General features: G+C 52.5%; 14 protein-coding genes and 1 pseudogene. 4 read left to right on the plus strand and 11 right to left on the minus strand.

The features are described from left to right. Positions 1-79: 79 nt before the first annotated feature. The 10 genes and pseudogenes from potE to kdpF all read right to left on the minus strand — a co-directional run bounded on the left by potE (position 80) and on the right by kdpF (position 12,041). Entirely contained in the window at positions 80-1,399 is a 1,320-nt protein-coding gene (gene potE, locus WC5_RS08785) for a putrescine-ornithine antiporter (RefSeq protein ID WP_000075810.1), read from the minus strand. Then, complete coding sequence (gene speF, locus WC5_RS08780) at positions 1,396-3,594, minus strand: ornithine decarboxylase SpeF (protein WP_001292417.1); 2,199 nt, start codon at positions 3,592-3,594, stop codon at positions 1,396-1,398. Before speF ends, potE begins: the two co-directional genes overlap by 4 nt. A gap of 303 nt (positions 3,595-3,897) precedes the next feature. Then, on the minus strand, positions 3,898-4,002 hold the full coding sequence (gene speFL / locus WC5_RS25320; protein ID WP_107164369.1) for a leader peptide SpeFL: 105 nt from the start codon (positions 4,000-4,002) through the stop codon (positions 3,898-3,900). After that, positions 3,969-4,088: pseudogene (locus WC5_RS26170) on the minus strand (TonB-dependent receptor). Before WC5_RS26170 ends, speFL begins: the two are co-directional and overlap by 34 nt. Positions 4,089-4,275: 187 nt before the next feature. After that, the gene (gene kdpE, locus WC5_RS08775) at positions 4,276-4,953 is read right to left on the minus strand and encodes a two-component system response regulator KdpE (protein WP_000186091.1); all 678 of its coding nucleotides are present in this window, start codon (positions 4,951-4,953) and stop codon (positions 4,276-4,278) included. Next, positions 4,950-7,634 (minus strand): two-component system sensor histidine kinase KdpD, encoded by a 2,685-nt coding sequence (gene kdpD, locus WC5_RS08770; RefSeq protein WP_010352923.1) that lies wholly within the window; start codon positions 7,632-7,634, stop codon positions 4,950-4,952. Before kdpD ends, kdpE begins: the two co-directional genes overlap by 4 nt. After that, entirely contained in the window at positions 7,627-8,199 is a 573-nt protein-coding gene (kdpC, locus tag WC5_RS08765; RefSeq protein WP_010352921.1) for a K(+)-transporting ATPase subunit C, read from the minus strand. Before kdpC ends, kdpD begins: the two co-directional genes overlap by 8 nt. A gap of 8 nt (positions 8,200-8,207) precedes the next feature. Continuing rightward, the gene (kdpB, locus tag WC5_RS08760; protein ID WP_016231631.1) at positions 8,208-10,256 is read right to left on the minus strand and encodes a potassium-transporting ATPase subunit KdpB; all 2,049 of its coding nucleotides are present in this window, start codon (positions 10,254-10,256) and stop codon (positions 8,208-8,210) included. A 22-nt stretch (positions 10,257-10,278) separates the two neighbouring features. Beyond that, a complete protein-coding gene (gene kdpA / locus WC5_RS08755; protein WP_000741174.1) occupies positions 10,279-11,952 on the minus strand; it encodes a potassium-transporting ATPase subunit KdpA in 1,674 nt (557 codons plus the stop codon). Then, positions 11,952-12,041, minus strand: coding sequence for a K(+)-transporting ATPase subunit F (kdpF, locus tag WC5_RS0122360; protein WP_001272653.1), 90 nt, complete (start codon positions 12,039-12,041; stop codon positions 11,952-11,954). The genes kdpA and kdpF overlap by 1 nt, the downstream gene beginning before the upstream one ends. A gap of 312 nt (positions 12,042-12,353) precedes the next feature. Here kdpF and WC5_RS08750 point away from each other — a divergent pair, with 312 nt between their 5' ends. From WC5_RS08750 to phrB, 3 genes are all read left to right on the plus strand, one after another. Next, positions 12,354-12,560, plus strand: a complete 207-nt coding sequence (locus WC5_RS08750; protein ID WP_000424926.1) for a YbfA family protein — start codon at positions 12,354-12,356, stop codon at positions 12,558-12,560. A gap of 101 nt (positions 12,561-12,661) precedes the next feature. Next, positions 12,662-13,171: a YbgA family protein gene (locus WC5_RS08745; protein ID WP_001075791.1), complete on the plus strand. Its 510-nt coding sequence runs from the start codon at positions 12,662-12,664 to the stop codon at positions 13,169-13,171. Beyond that, complete coding sequence (gene phrB, locus WC5_RS08740; protein WP_000207135.1) at positions 13,168-14,583, plus strand: deoxyribodipyrimidine photo-lyase; 1,416 nt, start codon at positions 13,168-13,170, stop codon at positions 14,581-14,583. The genes WC5_RS08745 and phrB overlap by 4 nt, the downstream gene beginning before the upstream one ends. A gap of 48 nt (positions 14,584-14,631) precedes the next feature. Here phrB and dtpD read toward each other — a convergent pair whose 3' ends face one another. Continuing rightward, the gene (gene dtpD / locus WC5_RS08735; RefSeq protein ID WP_001032671.1) at positions 14,632-16,113 is read right to left on the minus strand and encodes a dipeptide permease DtpD; all 1,482 of its coding nucleotides are present in this window, start codon (positions 16,111-16,113) and stop codon (positions 14,632-14,634) included. Between the two features lie 270 nt (positions 16,114-16,383). Between dtpD and ybgI the strand changes: the two genes are divergently transcribed. Then, positions 16,384-17,127: a radiation resistance protein YbgI gene (gene ybgI / locus WC5_RS08730; RefSeq protein ID WP_000798868.1), complete on the plus strand. Its 744-nt coding sequence runs from the start codon at positions 16,384-16,386 to the stop codon at positions 17,125-17,127. The last annotated feature ends 22 nt before the right edge of the window (positions 17,128-17,149 follow it).

The raw sequence follows: 17,149 nt of genomic DNA on the forward strand, positions 1-17,149 counted from the left end.
GCCTCCGGCATGAACAACGAGCACTTTGTTAATAATCCCAAAGGGCGATCATTCGATCGCCCTTTTTTACTTCGCTTTATTAACCGTGTTTATTTTTCAGTTCAAAGCGGGGTGATACCAGACCATACAGTGTCCAGCCGAGGAAGGTCACGATGGAGCCATACAGCATGGCCTCTTCCCCAGACGAGTACAGTGCATAGAAGCTGTACATTGCACCAATAAAGGCAACAAAGTTAGCCACTTTCGCTTTAGCAGCCGGAACATTAGCTGCTTTCTGAATGATCACCAGTGCCGCCATCGACAGAATATACGGGATGATATTGGTCACCACGGCCAGGTTAACCAACACGTTGAACTGGCTGTTCAGCGACGGGCTAATGGTCATCAGCGATAACCCACTCTGGATAATCACAATGGTCAACATTCCCTGAACCGGTGCATCCACTTTGGTTACACGAGAGAAAATTTTCGGGAAGTACCCTTCATCGGCAGAAGATTTAAACACCTGGGCAATGGTGAACTGCCAGCCGAGCAATGAACCGCAGCAGGACATCACCATCAACGCCATAATCACTTTACCGACTTCCGGTGTGAACATCTGCGCGAAGGCCAGACCAAACGGTGCCGTTGAATTTGCCAGCTCCATATTTGGCACAATTCCGGCAATCACGTTAGTAGAGACGATATAAATTACTGCCGCACCCAATGTACCGCCAAGAACAGCAATTGGCACGTTACGTTCCGGGTTTTCTACCACTTCAGCGTTCGCACAGGCCGATTCCAGACCGAGAAAAGCCCACAATGTCATGGCAATGGAAGAACCAACCGCGCTAAAGAAGGGCGCATGATGCGGGTTCCAGGAGTCAGCGTAAAGCGTCGGGCTGAACCAGAACCAGCCGATAATGCACAGGCCAATTACCGGAATAATGACACCCCACACGGTAATGCTACTGATCTGCCCGGTAATGCGTGCACCACCAAAGTTAGCCACGGTACATACCCACAGCACAGCAATAGTGGCAAGACCAATCTGAACAGGCGAAAGGGTTGTGTCAAACAACTCAGTACCGTAGCCAACGGCAGAAATAGCGATGGCGACATTGGCAATCAGCAGTGACACACCGTAGGTATAGTTCGCCATGAAGTTACCGGATTTACCGAAGGCATATTCGGCATAACCCCCCATACCACCTGATTTACGGCTATACATACCGCATTTTGCAAAGGCCCAGGCCAGCGCCATTGATCCTACAGCCGTCACTAGCCAGGAGATAATCGAGATCGTCCCGACTTCGGCTAGTTTGGTCGGCAGCATAATGATGCCGGAACCCATCATGTTGACCATCGTCAGTATGGTTAACTGCACGACGCCCATTTTATTCGCTTTAGCCTGACTCATAATTTTTCTCCCTTCAGCAGGGCGCTTTGTGCTTTGCTTGATTTGATGACATAGCACCAGACCTGTTTGCGACCGTCATGTTCTTCGATATAGACACCCTGTAATTCCGGCGCAAAACCTGGCAGCAGGTTAATGCCTTCTTCCAGGGCAATGAAGTAACGCAGAACTGCACCGCCCCAGACTTCACCCGGAACAACACACAGCACGCCCGGAGGATAAGGCAGGGCACCTTCGGCTGCGATACGCCCTTCTGCATCCGGCAGACGAACCAGTTCCACCTCACCGCGTAAGTAGGCGTAGTTAGCTTCTTGTGGGTTCATGCTGACGCGAGGGAAGTGTTCCTTACGGAACATCTCTTTTTGCAGTTGTTTCACGTTATGACGGGCATACAGGTCGTGCATTTCTTGGCACAACTGACGCAGGGTATAACCGGCGTAACGGGCTTCATGCTGTTTGTAAATGGAAGGCAGTACGTCCGCCAGAGGCGCATCATCTTCCAGCAGTTTTTCGAAACGTACTAGCAGGGCGACAAGCTGCTGTAGTTTGGCCATATCTTCTGCCGGAGTCAGCAGGAATAAAATGGAGTTAAGGTCGCATTTTTCTGGAACGACACCATTTTCACGCAGGAAGTTAGCGAGAATGGTTGCAGGAACACCGAATGCCTCATATTCGCCGTTACGTGCATCAATGCCTGGGGTAGTCAGTAGCAGCTTGCACGGATCGACAAAATATTGGTTTTCTGCGTAGCCTTCAAAAGAGTGCCAGTGTTCTCCTGGTACAAACTGGAAGAAACGCAGGTCATTGGCAATTTCAGCGGTGGGATATGACTGCCATGGCTTGCCATCCACCAGTTCAGGAACGAACGGACGAATATGCTGACAGTTTTCAAGGATCAGTTTGCGGGCATCAATGCCATTCGCCACGCAGTCCATCCACATATTGCGACCGCTTACGCCTTCATGCATTTTAGCGTTGACGTCCAGTGCCGCGAACAGCGGATAGAACGGACTTGTGGAGGCATGCATCATAAAGGCATTGTTCATGCGTTTATGCGGTACATAACGCGGTTGTCCTTTGATATGGCGGTCTTTTTTATGAATTTGTGAAGTCTGGGAAAAACCCGCCTGCTGTTTATGGACTGACTGCGTAACCAGAATGCCCGGATCGTTTTCATTAAGCTCCAGCAGCAGCGGCGAACAGTCAGCCATCATCGGGATAAACTGCTCGTAGCCGACCCATGCGGAGTCAAACAGAATGTAGTCACACAGATGACCAATTTTATCCACTACCTGACGGGCGTTATAAATTGTACCGTCGTAGGTGCCTAACTGAATAACCGCGAGGCGGAACGGACGCGCCTCTTTTGCCCGCTGCGGTGCGACTTCTGCAATCAGTTCGCGCAGGTAATTTTCTTCGAAGCAGTGCGCATCAATGCCACCGATAAAGCCATACGGGTTGCGTGCTGTTTCCAGATAAACCGGTGTTGCACCAGCTTGTAGCAACGCCCCGTGGTGATTAGATTTATGGTTATTGCGGTCAAACAGCACCAGATCGCCCGGTGTCAGCAGTGCGTTTAATACCACTTTGTTTGAAGAGGAGGTGCCGTTTAAAACGAAGTAGGTTTTATCGGCATTAAACACTTTTGCTGCGTGTTGTTGTGCGATACACGGTGCGCCTTCATGAATCAGCAGGTCACCCATTGCCACGTCGGCGTTGCACAAGTCAGAACGGAAAAGAGTTTCACCAAAATACTCTACAAACTGGTTACCTGCCGGATGGCGACGGAAAAATTCGCCGCCCTGATGACCGGGGCAATCAAATGCGCTGTTACCCTGATTGACATAATCGACCAGTGCGCGGAAGAAAGGTGGGCGTAACTGGGTTTCATAATGGCTGGCAGCGGTTTCTAACTGGCGACCGTAAAACGTTTTCCGCGCTTCGCAATGTTCGAAGACACCCGAAATACGTGACAGGTATTTTGCTGGCACATGATCTTCATTTTCCGTGGCAATAAATACAGGAATGCCATAGCCAGTAGCGTCTATTTCATCGAGTTTTCCACGTTCAACATCATCGACCGATAAAACAATGGCAGCAACGTTAATATAATTACTTTCGTCAATGTTCACGCATACACGATGAGTGGAAAAGTAATTCTGGCAAGAACGACTAACGGCAATTTTTAATTCTGACATTTTTCATCTCTTTATTTCAGGTAATAGCAGGTCCTCAATTTCTCAAAAGAGAAATTGATAACGCCGGAAAAAAGCAAAACATCACCCCTGATAAATAAATCAGTAGTTTGCTTTTTGTAGATGCAATAACCCGACCAGCCCGGTAACTGGCAATACTCTACCTGTCCAGATTGCGACGTAGCGATCTGAATTAATAAGGGTATAAAAGGGTTAGCAATGTATGAGCACCAGAGATACAGGTATTAACCTGTGATGCTTAAAGACAGGGAGACCTGTATTTTGAGGTGCCCTTTAGTCAGAAGACTAGCGGGCATTAAAGAAATGAAAGTCAAAGCTATTGCGATGGGAAAACTTCATAATATGAGTTGTTCGCCTTATATGGGGCATTGCACGGTTATTATTTTCCATTTTCCTTTACCTTTTTCTGTATCAGTTGAAGGTAAAATTATTCTATCCAGGAAATGTCTCTAATCTATGAAGAAGATCAAAAAAATGGTCAAACTAAAAGTTGTTAATCATAAAGTATGGATGGTGCAAAACAGAATATTGCTTTGTTTTTTTGATTTTGTAATTTAATTGTTTGTGTTTTGTTAGCGCATTAATCCTGCTGAATAATAATGTTTCAGCAGGGCTAATTTTAAAATAATAATTCTTTTAAAAGTGCAAAAAATGAATAAATATTCAAAGCATAAACCGATACCCAATACCGGTTTCAGTAATGAAATGGCGGGGGCGGGCGGGATCCTGTTCCAGTTTTTGTCGCAGATGTCCCATATAAATACGCAAATAATGACTGTGTTCGACCGCGTTTGGCCCCCACACCTGGTTAAGGAGTTGGCGCTGGGTGAGCACTTTTCCCGCATTATTGAGCAACACTGCCAGCAGGCGAAACTCAATCGGGGTGAGATGCACCTCTTCCTCACCGCGATGGATCACACGAGCCGCTAAATCGACGGTAACATCAGAAAACTTCACTACCGGATCGGGTGCGGCGGTAGCTGAGTGGCGGCGTAAAGCGACGCGCAGACGCGCCTGCAATTCGCCAATGCCAAACGGTTTACTCAGGTAATCATCAGCTCCGGCATCCAGCGCGGCGATTTTGTCGCTCTCTTCACTACGTGCGGAAAGCACAATCACCGGCACTACGCTCCACTGGCGCAGGTCGCGGATAAACTCAATTCCATCGCCATCGGGCAGACCGAGATCGAGAATAATCAAATCCGGCTTGCGGGTTGCCGCTTCCAGCAAGCCGCGTTGCAGCGTTTCGGCCTCAAAGACACGCATACCGTCGCCCTCCAGCGCCGTGCGCAGAAAGCGACGAATAGCCTGTTCATCTTCAACAATCAGAACGTTTGTCACATATCCTCATGAAATTCTTCAAGTTCAGGGGCAGTTTGCTGGGGAAGTGTAACACGAAAACAGGCACCACCTTCCGGTCGGTTGAACGCGGTAATGGTGCCTCCGTGTACATCCACAATCGCCCGACAAATTGCCAACCCAAGCCCGACACCCGGCACCGCCGACTCTTTATTCCCGCGAGCAAACTTATCAAATATCGTCTGCTCCTGGCCTGGCGGAAGACCGGGGCCGTTGTCCCAGACATCCAGTTGTAGATTTTCGCCCTCAACGTGGGCATCGATACCAATTTCAGCCTGCGCACCCGCATATTTCACCGCGTTCTCCAGCAGATTAATCAGCACCCGTTCAAAGAGTGGCCCGTCAACGTGGATTAAGGTCAGCGGTTCTGGCAGAGAAAGATTGATGGGAGACGATAAACCCGGTTCCAGCATTTGCAGCGCGCTGCCGACCACTTCTTCCAGCGTTAACCACTCTTTCTTCAAATTAAAGCCGCCGGACTGAATTCGCGCCATATCCAGTAGATTATTCACCAGTCGGGTAGTGTTCAGCACATGCTGACGAATCTCGCTGGCCTGGCGGGCGTGGGGCGATCCTTCGCTTGCCAGATCGAGCGTTAATATTTCTGCCTGACCGAACAGCACCGTGAGCGGAGTGCGTAAATCATGCGAAAGCGCCGCCAGCAGGGCGTTGCGGATCTGTTCACGTTCGCTTGCCATCCGCGCCTGTTCTTCGCTGGCGGTCAGCGTCAGGCGCTCAAACGCATTGGCGACTAACAGCGTAAACGTCTCCAGCAGGCGCTGCTGTTCCGGGATCATCAACTGACGCAGATTCCCCGGTTCCACCACCACCAGTCCGTAGGTTTTCTCGCCGCTTTTTAACGGCAAAATCTGGTACGGTACACCGGGTAACGTGTCGGTGCCCGCACCCGCAGGCAGGCCTTTATCAAAACTCCACTGCGCGATAGCATCGTCCCACGGCGTCATTCCTTGCGGATGTGTTAACGGCTGCAATTTACCGTTGTCATCGGGTAACAGCACCTGACTGCGGGCATGAAACGTGGAGGCAATAAATTGTTCGCTGGTGGCGGCGATGTCCTGCGGACTGCGGCCCACTGCCAGAGCTTTCGACATTTCATATAAGTGCCGTGTGCGTTGCTCGCGGTAACGGGCTACCCGCGCCTGATAACGCACACCCGCAGTAAGGTTCCCGATCACCAGTCCGACGGTTAACATCACCGCGAAGGTCAGCAGATATTGCACATCAGAGACGGCGAGCGTGCCGCGTGGGGCGATAAAAAAGAGATCGAAACTCACCACATTAATGACGGTGGCGACCACTGAAGGCCAGCGGCCATAAAACAGCGCCACCACCACCACGCCAAGCAGATACAGCATCACCAGGTTGGCGGCATCAAACGCCATCAGCCACTGCATGGCAATTAAGGTGATAACGGCGCATAACGCGGCGGCAACCACGCATCCCTGAATCTGTACCCGCCACTTGTCTTTAAAAGAGCGGCTATCCGGCGCGTTATTAAGTGTGCGGGCAGGCGGTTCATCAAGCGCGACCAGCACCTGATCGAGATCGGGGGCGATGCGCGCCAGCCGATCAGCAAACGTTTCCCGACGCCACCAGCGGCGCGAGGCCGGACGACCGAGAATAATCTTGCCGAGATTATGTTCACGGGCATAACGTACTACCGCTTTTTCTTCTGCCGGATCAGAAAGTGTTGCCGTCTCTGCGCCCAGCTCCTGCGCCAGACGTAAGGCGCTGAGAATTGCCCGACGTTTTTTCTCGGGTAAGCGGTGCAGGGCAGGGGTTTCAACATACACCGCGTGCCAGACGCTCCCCAGCCGTGACGCCAGCCGCGCCGCTGCGCGGACCAGTTTTTCGCTGCCCGTGTTATGCCCGATGCATAAAAGGATCGCGTCGCGCGTGTGCCACACTTTCTCTGCGCCAGGATGCCCCCGCCAGGCGCGCATTTGCTCATCAACGCGATCGGCAGTGCGGCGCAGTGCCAGTTCGCGCAGGGCGATCAGATTGCCTTTGCGGAAAAAATGTTCAATGGCGCGCTCCGCCTGCCCGGCAATGTAGACTTTGCCTTCTTTCAGCCGCTGGCGCAGATCGTCCGGGGGCAAGTCCACCAGCACCACGTCGTCGGCGGCATCGAAAAAAGGATCGGGCACGGTTTCCCGTACCTGAATTCCGGTGACGCCGCTGACCACATCATTCAGACTTTCCAGATGCTGAACGTTGACGGTTGTGAAAACATCAATGCCAGCTTCCAGCAGTTCTTCGATATCCTGCCAGCGTTTAGGATGACGAGAACCTGGCGCATTACTGTGCGCCAGTTCGTCCATTAAGATCAGCGCCGGACGGCGGGCGAGGGCGGCATCGAGATCAAACTCGCTGATATGCCGCCCACGGTACGCCTGGCGTTTCAGCGGCAGAACAGCCAGACCTTCCAGCATGGCGGCGGTATCTTTCCGCCCGTGGGTTTCTACCACGCCAACCACAATATCCAGCCCTTGCGCCCGCAGTCGCTGGGCTTCTGCCAGCATCGCCCAGGTCTTCCCGACGCCTGCGCAGGCACCGAAGAAAACTTTCAGCTTTCCCCGATGCGGCGCGGCAGTTTGTTCCAGCAGACGGTCGGGATCGGGACGTAAGGGTTCGTTATTCATCAAGCTTATCCAGCGCCAGATTGAGTTCGACAATATTGACGACCGGCTGGCCGATATATTTCACCAGCGGTTGTTGGCTGTATTTTGCGATCAGCTGCGTGAGCTGTTCAACGCTGAGATTACGCGCTTTCGCGACGCGTGGGATCTGCCAGGCCGCCGCTTGCGGGGTAATGTTATTGTCCAGCCCGCTTGCCGACGCCGTCACCAGTTCAACCGGAACGTTCGTGCTGGCATCCGGGTTAGCGGCCCGTAATGCAGCAACGCGTGCGGCTATTAGTTTATCCAGCTCCGGGTTACTGACCGCCAGATTGCTCCCGCCAGAAGCCTGTGAATTATAGGGCATTTCTGCCGTTGCCGACGGGCGACCATGAAAATAACCGTTGCCGGTAAAATTCTGCCCGATTAATGCCGAACCGCGCACCGTATCACCTTCACGGATCAACGAACCATTGGCTTGCCAGGGAAACCACCATTGCCCCAGCGCGGTGGTCAGTAGCGGATAAACACCGCCAGTGATCAATAACAGAAAGAGAAATGTCGATAATGCCGGACGTAATCCACTCATGGTAACCCTCACACCAGACCGCAAACGGTCAGTAGTAAATCAATCACTTTGATACCGATAAACGGCACTAGTAGCCCACCCAGACCGTAAATCCATAAGTTACGGCGCAACATGGCAGAAGCGGTAAGCGGTTTATAACTCACGCCTTTTAACGCCAGAGGAATTAAAAAGACGATAATCAAGGCGTTGAAAATCACCGCACTGAGAATGGCGGAGTCGGGCGAATGCAGGCGCATGATGTTCAGTGCATTTAACTGCGGATACGTTGCCGCGAACGCCGCCGGAATAATGGCGAAGTATTTCGCTACATCGTTGGCAATGCTGAAGGTGGTGAGCGAGCCACGGGTCATCAGCATCTGTTTGCCAATGTGCACCACCTCGATCAACTTGGTCGGGTTGGAGTCGAGATCCACCATATTGCCCGCTTCTTTCGCCGCCTGAGTGCCGGAGTTCATCGCCACCGCGACATCTGCCTGCGCGAGCGCCGGAGCATCGTTGGTGCCGTCGCCTGTCATCGCCACTAAACGGCCTTCCGCCTGATACTGACGAATCAACGCCAGTTTGGCCTCTGGTGTCGCTTCGGCGAGGAAATCATCGACGCCCGCTTCCGCAGCAATCGCGGCGGCAGTCAGACGGTTATCTCCGGTAATCATCACCGTTTTAATGCCCATTTGGCGCAGTTGTGCGAAACGCTCTTTGATACCGCCTTTGACGATATCTTTCAGCGCAATAACGCCCAGCACGCGGGAACCTTCTACTACTACCAGCGGCGTGGCACCCTGACGCGCAACGTTATCAACTTTTTGATCGACATCGGCAGGGAAGTGACCACCGTTAGCCTCAACATGGCGGCGAATGGCATCGACAGAACCTTTACGGATCATGCGGTTGTCGATGTTGATCCCGCTCATCCGGCTTTGTGCAGTAAATGGCACAAAGGTGGCATGGAGCGACTGCACATCGCGCTCGCGCAGGTTAAAACGCTGCTTGGCGAGGATCACAATACTGCGGCCTTCCGGCGTTTCGTCGGCCAGCGAAGCCAGTTGTGCGGCATCGGCCAGCGTTTTTTCCTCTACGCCCTGCGCGGGGATAAACTCCGACGCCTGACGGTTACCTAGCGTGATGGTGCCGGTTTTATCCAGCAGCAGAACGTCAACGTCGCCCGCCGCTTCAACGGCACGTCCGCTGGTGGCGATCACATTGGCGCCCAGCATTCGGCTCATCCCGGCGACGCCGATCGCTGAAAGCAGGCCGCCGATGGTGGTTGGGATCAGACAGACCAGCAGCGCCACCAGTACCGTTACGCTGACCGCGTTACCGCCCCAGGCAGAAAATGGCCATAGCGTTGCGGTTGCCAGTAAAAAGACGATGGTCAGGGCAATCAGCAGGATGGTCAGGGCAATCTCGTTCGGCGTTTTGCGTCGCTGTGCGCCTTCCACCATCGCGATCATCCGATCCAGAAATGTCTCGCCGGGGTTAACGCTGCACTCGATCACCAGCCAGTCAGAAAGAATTCGCGTGCCACCAGTGACGGAGGCAAAATCGCCGCCGGATTCACGGATCACCGGTGCTGATTCCCCGGTGATGGCGCTCTCATCGACCGACGCGCCACCTTCAATGACTTCACCATCGCAGGGGATGATATCGCCTGCCTCTACCAGCACGATGTCGCCTTTACGCAGTTGATCGGCAGGAATTTTGTCCGCCGCAGCGCCATATTTCGGCTCACGCAGCTTACGGGCAAAGGCGGTTTTTTTGACCCCTTTCAGACTGTTGGCCTGCGCTTTACTGCGGCCTTCTGCCAGCGCCTCGGCGAAATTAGCGAACAGCACAGTGATCCACAGCCAGCCACTAATTGCCGCACTAAACAGCGCATTGCCAGGCATCGCACCGCTTGCCATCGCGATGCTAATAGCGGTGGTCAGCAGACTGCCGATCCAGACGATAAACATCACCGGATTGCGCCATTGCGCCTGCGGGCTTAATTTTTTAACCGCTTCTTTCAGCGCCTGAACGACAAGTGTTGGTTCGAATAGCGCCAGTTGTTTACGACTCATATTCAGTGCTCACTCAATATCATCAAGAGAGATACTCCGCCACCGGACCAAGCGCCAGGGCAGGGATAAAGGTCAGTGCGCCAACCAGCAACACGGTGCCGATTAACAGGCCAACAAACAGCGGGCCGTGCGTTGGCAATGTGCCGGAGCTGGTGGGTTGGCTCTTTTTACTCACCAGCGAACCAGCAATCGCCATCACCGGGATAATCACCCCGAAGCGACCGACAAACATGCAGAACGCCAGTAAACAGTTCCAGAACGGTGAGTTGGCGCTTAATCCGGCAAAGGCGCTGCCGTTGTTGTTGGCGGCGGACGACACGGCATACAGCACTTCGCTAAAACCATGCGGGCCAGGGTTGAGCATGGCGCTACGTCCGGCGTCGGTCATCATCGCCAGCGCCGCGCCCATCAGCACCAGCGTCGGGGTGACCAGAATCGCCAGCGCGGTCAGTTTCATCTCGCGCACGTCGATTTTTTTACCCAGATATTCCGGTGTGCGACCAATCATCAGCCCGGCAATAAACACCGCCAGCAGGACGAACAGCATCATGCCGTAAAGGCCAGAACCAACGCCGCCGAATACCACTTCACCAATTTGCATCAACCACATCGGCACCATGCCGCCAGGGGCGGTAAACGAATCATGCATCGCAATCACCGCACCGCAGGAAGCCGCCGTGGTCACAACCGCAAACAGGCTACTGACCAGCACGCCAAAACGGCTCTCTTTACCTTCCATATTGATGTTACTGTCTGCGCCGAGCGCCAGCAGATGCGGATTACCCTGAACTTCTGCCCACATCACCACGCCTACGCAGATGACAAAAATCACCGACATCGCCCACAACAACATGCGTCCCTGGCGGCGATCGCCCGCCACTTCGCCAAAGGCAAAGCACAGTGCTGTTGGGATCAAGAAGATCGCCAGCATTTGCACGAAGTTGGTCAGTGCGGTCGGGTTTTCAAACGGATGCGACGAGTTGGCATTAAAGAAGCCACCGCCATTAGTGCCGAGCATCTTAATCGCTTCCTGAGAAGCCACCGGCCCCATCGGTAACAGTTGTTGTGCTCCTTCAATGGTCGTCACCGCCTGATAGGGCAGAAAGTTTTGCAGCGCACCTTGTTGAATAAAAAACAGCGCAATCAGCAACGCCACAGGGGCTAACACCCATAACGTGATGCGTAGCAGATCGACCCAGGCATTACCGAGCGTGCTCATGCTCTGGCGGGTAAACGCGCGGATAAGGGCAAAAATCACCGCAATCCCGCTGGCGGCAGAAAGAAAGTTTTGTACCGTTAAGCCCGCCATTTGGCTGAAATAGCTTAACGTGGTTTCACCGCTGTAAGATTGCCAGTTGGTATTAGTCACAAAGCTGACGGCAGTATTCAGCGCCAGATCCCACGACAGCCCCGGCAGCTGCTGCGGATTAAGCGGCAGATAATGCTGACCGAGCAACATAAAATACAGTAGCGCCAGCCCCAGCATATTCAGACAGAGAATGGCAGAGAGATATTGCTTCCAGTTCATCTCGCGACCAGAGACGCCAAGTGCGCGAAAGAGTACGCGCTCAACGCCCGCCGTACCGGGAAGAGGAATATCATTAATCAGCCGCGCCAGCCCGCTGCCTAAAGGGCGCGCCAGCACCATCAGTACCAGTAAAAACGTGGCGATCAGTAACAACCCTTGCGCAGCCATCAAAACGCCTCCGCATTGATCAGGGCATAAACCAGATACCCCAGTAATAAAAACACCAGCAACACGCCGGTTATCACGCCTGCACTCACAGTGCACCTCCAGTGGCCTAAAAGTGATACCGGAAGGGTAGAATTCTGGCTGCAAAGATTTCGCAAAAATCTGCGGGCGGGGTGTAAAAAAAGTATAAAAATGGCAAAGACCGCAATTTAACTAATGGTTAGTATTGATTTAACCTTTATGTAACTTAATTACAGGGTGAATGTAAATAAACCATCAATAAGCAAAAATAAGTGGTCGGATGAGTAGTAAAATTACACAAAAGGCGGTACTATTTTCATCAGATAAACAAATTCATTTTCCGGTGCTATTCACCGGGTAGATACAAAAGGGGGGAGAAAAGTATGGAACTCTACAGAGAATATCCTGCATGGCTTATCTTTTTACGCCGTACTTATGCGGTTGCAGCGGGCGTTCTGGCGCTGCCTTTCATGCTTTTCTGGAAAGACCGAGCCCGCTTTTACAGCTACCTACATCGCGTCTGGTCGAAAACCAGCGAGAAACCGGTGTGGATGGATCAGGCCGAAAAGGCGACCGGTGATTTTTATTGATTGCTAAGTTCTGAATACATTGAAAACCGCCAGCGGAAACGCTGGCGGTTTTTTTGTTTTCGCCGTCTACACTTACTCCTGTAAACCGTTCAGGAGCAGTAATGAATCAACAACTTTTTGATGAAAGCACCCTAATCCGTATCTCCGCGCTTCACGAGTTATACCGTCTTAAAGAGCGAGGCTTAACGCGCGGTATGCTCAACGATTATCACAGCCGCTATAAACTCGTATTTCTGGCGCATTCTCAGCCGGAGTACCGCAAACTTGGCCCGTTCGTGGCAGATATTCATCAGTGGCAAAATCTGGACGATTTTTACAATGAATACCGCCAGCGCGTAATCGTTTTGCTATCTCACCCCGCCAACCCGCGCGATCACACCAACGTTTTGATGCACGTTCAGGGGTATTTTCGTCCGCATCTTGATTCCACAGAACGTCAGCAACTGGCGGCGCTTATCGACAGTTATCGATGTGGCGAGCAACCGCTTCTTGCGCCGCTGATGCGTATCAAACACTATATGGCGCTTTATCCTAATGCCTGGCTTTCAGGGCAACGTTATTTCGAACTTTGGCCGCGTGTTATTAACTTGCGCCATGCAGGAGTTTTATGACCACCCATCTGGTCTGGTTTCGCCAGGATTTACGTCTGCACGATAATCTCGCGCTGGCTGCCGCCTGCCGCAATTCGTCTGCACGCGTGCTGGCGTTGTATATCGCTACACCACGCCAGTGGGCGGCGCATAGCATGTCGCCGCGTCAGGCTGAATTTATCAATGCTCAACTGAACGGGCTACAGATCGCGCTGGCAGAAAAAGGCATTCCTTTATTGTTCCGTGAAGTGGATGACTTTGCCGACAGCGTTGAAATGGTTAAACAGGTGTGCGTGGAAAACCGCGTTACCCATTTGTTTTATAACTATCAGTATGAAGTGAATGAGCGAGCGCGGGATGCTCTGGTTGAGAAAACGCTTTGTAACGTGGTGTGTGAAGGATTTGATGACAGCGTGATCCTGCCACCTGGCGCGGTGATGACCGGCAATCACGAGATGTACAAAGTATTTACGCCATTTAAAAATGCCTGGCTGAAACGGCTGCGGGAAGGGATGCCGGAGTGCGTCGCTGCACCAACAGTCCGTAGTTGCGGAGCGATAGATCCCGCGTCATCCATTACGCTGAATTACCCTCGTCAGTCTTTCGATACTGCGCATTTCCCGGTGGAAGAAAAAGCGGCGATTGCGCAATTACGCCATTTTTGCCAGAACGGTGCCGGGGAGTATGAGCAACAGCGTGATTTCCCGGCGGTAGAAGGCACCAGCCGTTTGTCCGCAAGCCTCGCAACGGGAGGATTATCGCCTCGCCAGTGTTTGCATCGCCTGCTGGCGGAACAACCGCAGGCGCTGGACGGTGGAGCGGGTAGCGTCTGGCTTAATGAGTTGATATGGCGCGAGTTTTACCGGCACCTGATAACGTATTACCCCTCGCTGTGTAAACATCGTCCGTTTATTGCCTGGACCGACCGCGTGCAGTGGCAGCGCAATCCCGCACATTTAAAGGCCTGGCAGGAAGGCAAAACCGGATACCCGATTGTCGATGCCGCCATGCGTCAGCTTAACAGTACTGGCTGGATGCATAACCGTCTGCGGATGATCACTGCCAGTTTTCTGGTGAAAGATTTGTTGATCGACTGGCGCGAAGGCGAGCGATATTTCATGTCGCAACTGATTGATGGTGATTTGGCAGCCAATAACGGTGGCTGGCAGTGGGCGGCTTCTACGGGTACTGATGCCGCGCCGTATTTTCGTATATTCAACCCGACAACCCAGGGCGAGAAATTTGACCGCGAGGGCGAGTTTATCCGCCAGTGGTTACCGGAGCTGCGCGATGTGCCGGGAAAATCGGTGCATGAGCCGTGGAAATGGGCACAGAAAGTGGGTGTAAAGCTGGATTATCCAGAGCCGATTGTCGATCACAAAGAAGCGAGAGTACGAACGCTGGCAGTGTATGAGGCGGCGAGGAAAGGGTGATCTGTAAAGTTCCTGGCCCGGTGGATTTTCACCATCGGGCCAAAAACATTAAGACTCCAGCGCCAGCGCGCGATTTCTGAACTTCAGCGTCTGGTACAGCCAAATCATCAGCACCAACCCCACACAAGCCAGTGCGCCCCAGGTGATTTGATCAAACACTTCAATATACGCGTTGATGGAGTAGTTGATCGCTCCGGAAGCATCAAACGAAGCTTGCGATGTCTGATCGGCAATGACGCCCGCCAGATAGTTAGCAATCGCGCCGGAAAGCAGCATATAAATGCCGGTTAATACGCCGGTCACGCCGGGGATTTCAATACGCGTAATTTGTGACATGGCTACCGGATCGATAAACAGTTCGGCAAAGCCCATCACCGCCAGCCCCAGAACCATCAGCGGTAGGGAAGAGTGACCATACATCGCAGACCAGCGGGCGCTTAAGGTCAGAATGCAGAATCCGGCGCTCATCAGACCGAGGCCAAGAGCAAATTTTCCCCAAATGCGCACGGTACGATTACCCGCCACGCTCTCTTTCACGACCCAGGCAAGGAACACCCCGCACAGCATGACCGCGAAGGCATTAATCGACTGAAACATAGCGGTCGGAACGGTATAACCGAAAATATCGCGGTTAACGAAACGGTCGATATAAAGGCTAATCGAACTGCCGCCCTGTTGTGCGAAGGCCCAGAACAACATACTGAAGAAGGTAAGGGTAACAATCAGCCCCAGTTCTTTACGCTGTTTCTGGTTTTCTGCTTTGCGATAAATTTTTGCCAGCACCGCCAGTCCAATCACCGTGGCAACAACTAAGGCGTATACCGACCATTCTTTCCAGAACAATACAGTAATCAGCGCAGGTGTTGCGACCAGCAGAACCAGCAGCCATCCCCAGTTCGGCAGGAGAAAGTTTTTCGCACACAGCACCTCCTTATTAACGCCCCGGGTATGAGCGAAGTGACGATTGCCGCATAAGAAAATGACCAGCCCGGCGATCATCCCGACCGCAGCCAGGCCAAAGCCCATTGCCCAGCTGTATTCTTCCTGGGCGTAACCACAGGCGATTGGGGCGATAATAGAACCCACGTTACCTGCCGCATACATCAGCGAGAAACCGCCATCACGACGCGGATCGGTTGGCTCATAGAGTTCGCCAAGCAGGCAACTGACGTTGGATTTAAACAGGCCATAGCCGCAGACGATAATCGCCAGCGATAAATAGAGGAATGTCGGATGGATCTCGCTGGCGCCCAACACCAGATGTCCGACCGCCATCAACAACGCTCCCAACATTACCGCCATACGGTTGCCGAGCACTTTATCGGCCAGGAAGCCGCCAAGAATTGGCGTGACATATACCAGTGAACAGTAGGCACTGAATAACGCGTAAGCGTGGGTATCGTTGTACTTCAGCTGATTGGTGAGATAGAGAATCAGCAGGGCGCGCATTCCGTAGAAGCTAAAATATTCCCAGATTTGTAGCGCGACAACGTAGTAGATAGCGCGCGGCTGTGATGCGTGTTTATTCATGATAATTCCACAGTTGGATGCGACGCCACGTAATAAAAGCGCGGTGTGCGTGTGTTTCCTTAAAGTTAAAACCTTGATACAGATCTGATTATTTATGCAATATGCTGTCTGTTTGCATAAATATACATGAACTGTAGTGTGATGAGATAAACAATTTGCGCCTTTTGGCCGCCTGTTTGTTTCTTAATATGTCAAAAGATTGGCTATCGACGAACAGGCGAGGTAACGCTATGTTAACGGTGTAGCTATCAGAATACGGAAGGCGCGAAGATGAAAAACACCGAACTGGAACAACTGATTAACGAGAAACTGAACAGCGCGGCGATAAGTGATTACGCGCCGAATGGTTTGCAGGTGGAAGGCAAAGAGACGGTGCAAAAAATTGTTACCGGTGTCACCGCCAGCCAGGCTTTGCTCGATGAGGCAGTGCGTCTGGGCGCGGATGCGGTCATTGTGCATCATGGCTACTTCTGGAAAGGTGAATCCCCGGTAATTCGCGGCATGAAGCGTAACCGTTTAAAAACATTGCTGGCGAATGATATCAACCTGTATGGCTGGCATCTGCCGCTGGACGCGCATCCGGAGCTTGGCAATAACGCACAACTGGCGGCGTTACTGGGGATCACGGTCATGGGCGAAATTGAGCCGTTGGTGCCGTGGGGCGAACTGACCATGCCTGTGCCGGGGCTGGAACTGGCTTCCTGGATTGAAGCGCGTCTGGGACGCAAGCCGTTATGGTGTGGCGATACCGGACCTGAGGTGGTGAAACGCGTCGCCTGGTGCACGGGCGGCGGACAAAGTTTTATCGATAGCGCCGCGCGTTTTGGCGTGGATGCATTTATTACTGGCGAAGTTTCTGAACAGACCATTCATTCGGCGCGCGAGCAGGGATTGCATTTTTATGCCGCAGGTCACCATGCCACCGAACGCGGCGGTATTCGCGCGTTGAGCGAGTGGTTGAATGAAAATACCGATCTTGAAGTGACTTTTATTGATATTCCTAATCCTGCATAACGAATAATCAGAGGGATCGAAA

Origin of the sequence: Escherichia sp. KTE114, assembly GCF_000407765.1 — a bacterium.
Taxonomy (GTDB): domain Bacteria; phylum Pseudomonadota; class Gammaproteobacteria; order Enterobacterales; family Enterobacteriaceae; genus Escherichia; species Escherichia ruysiae.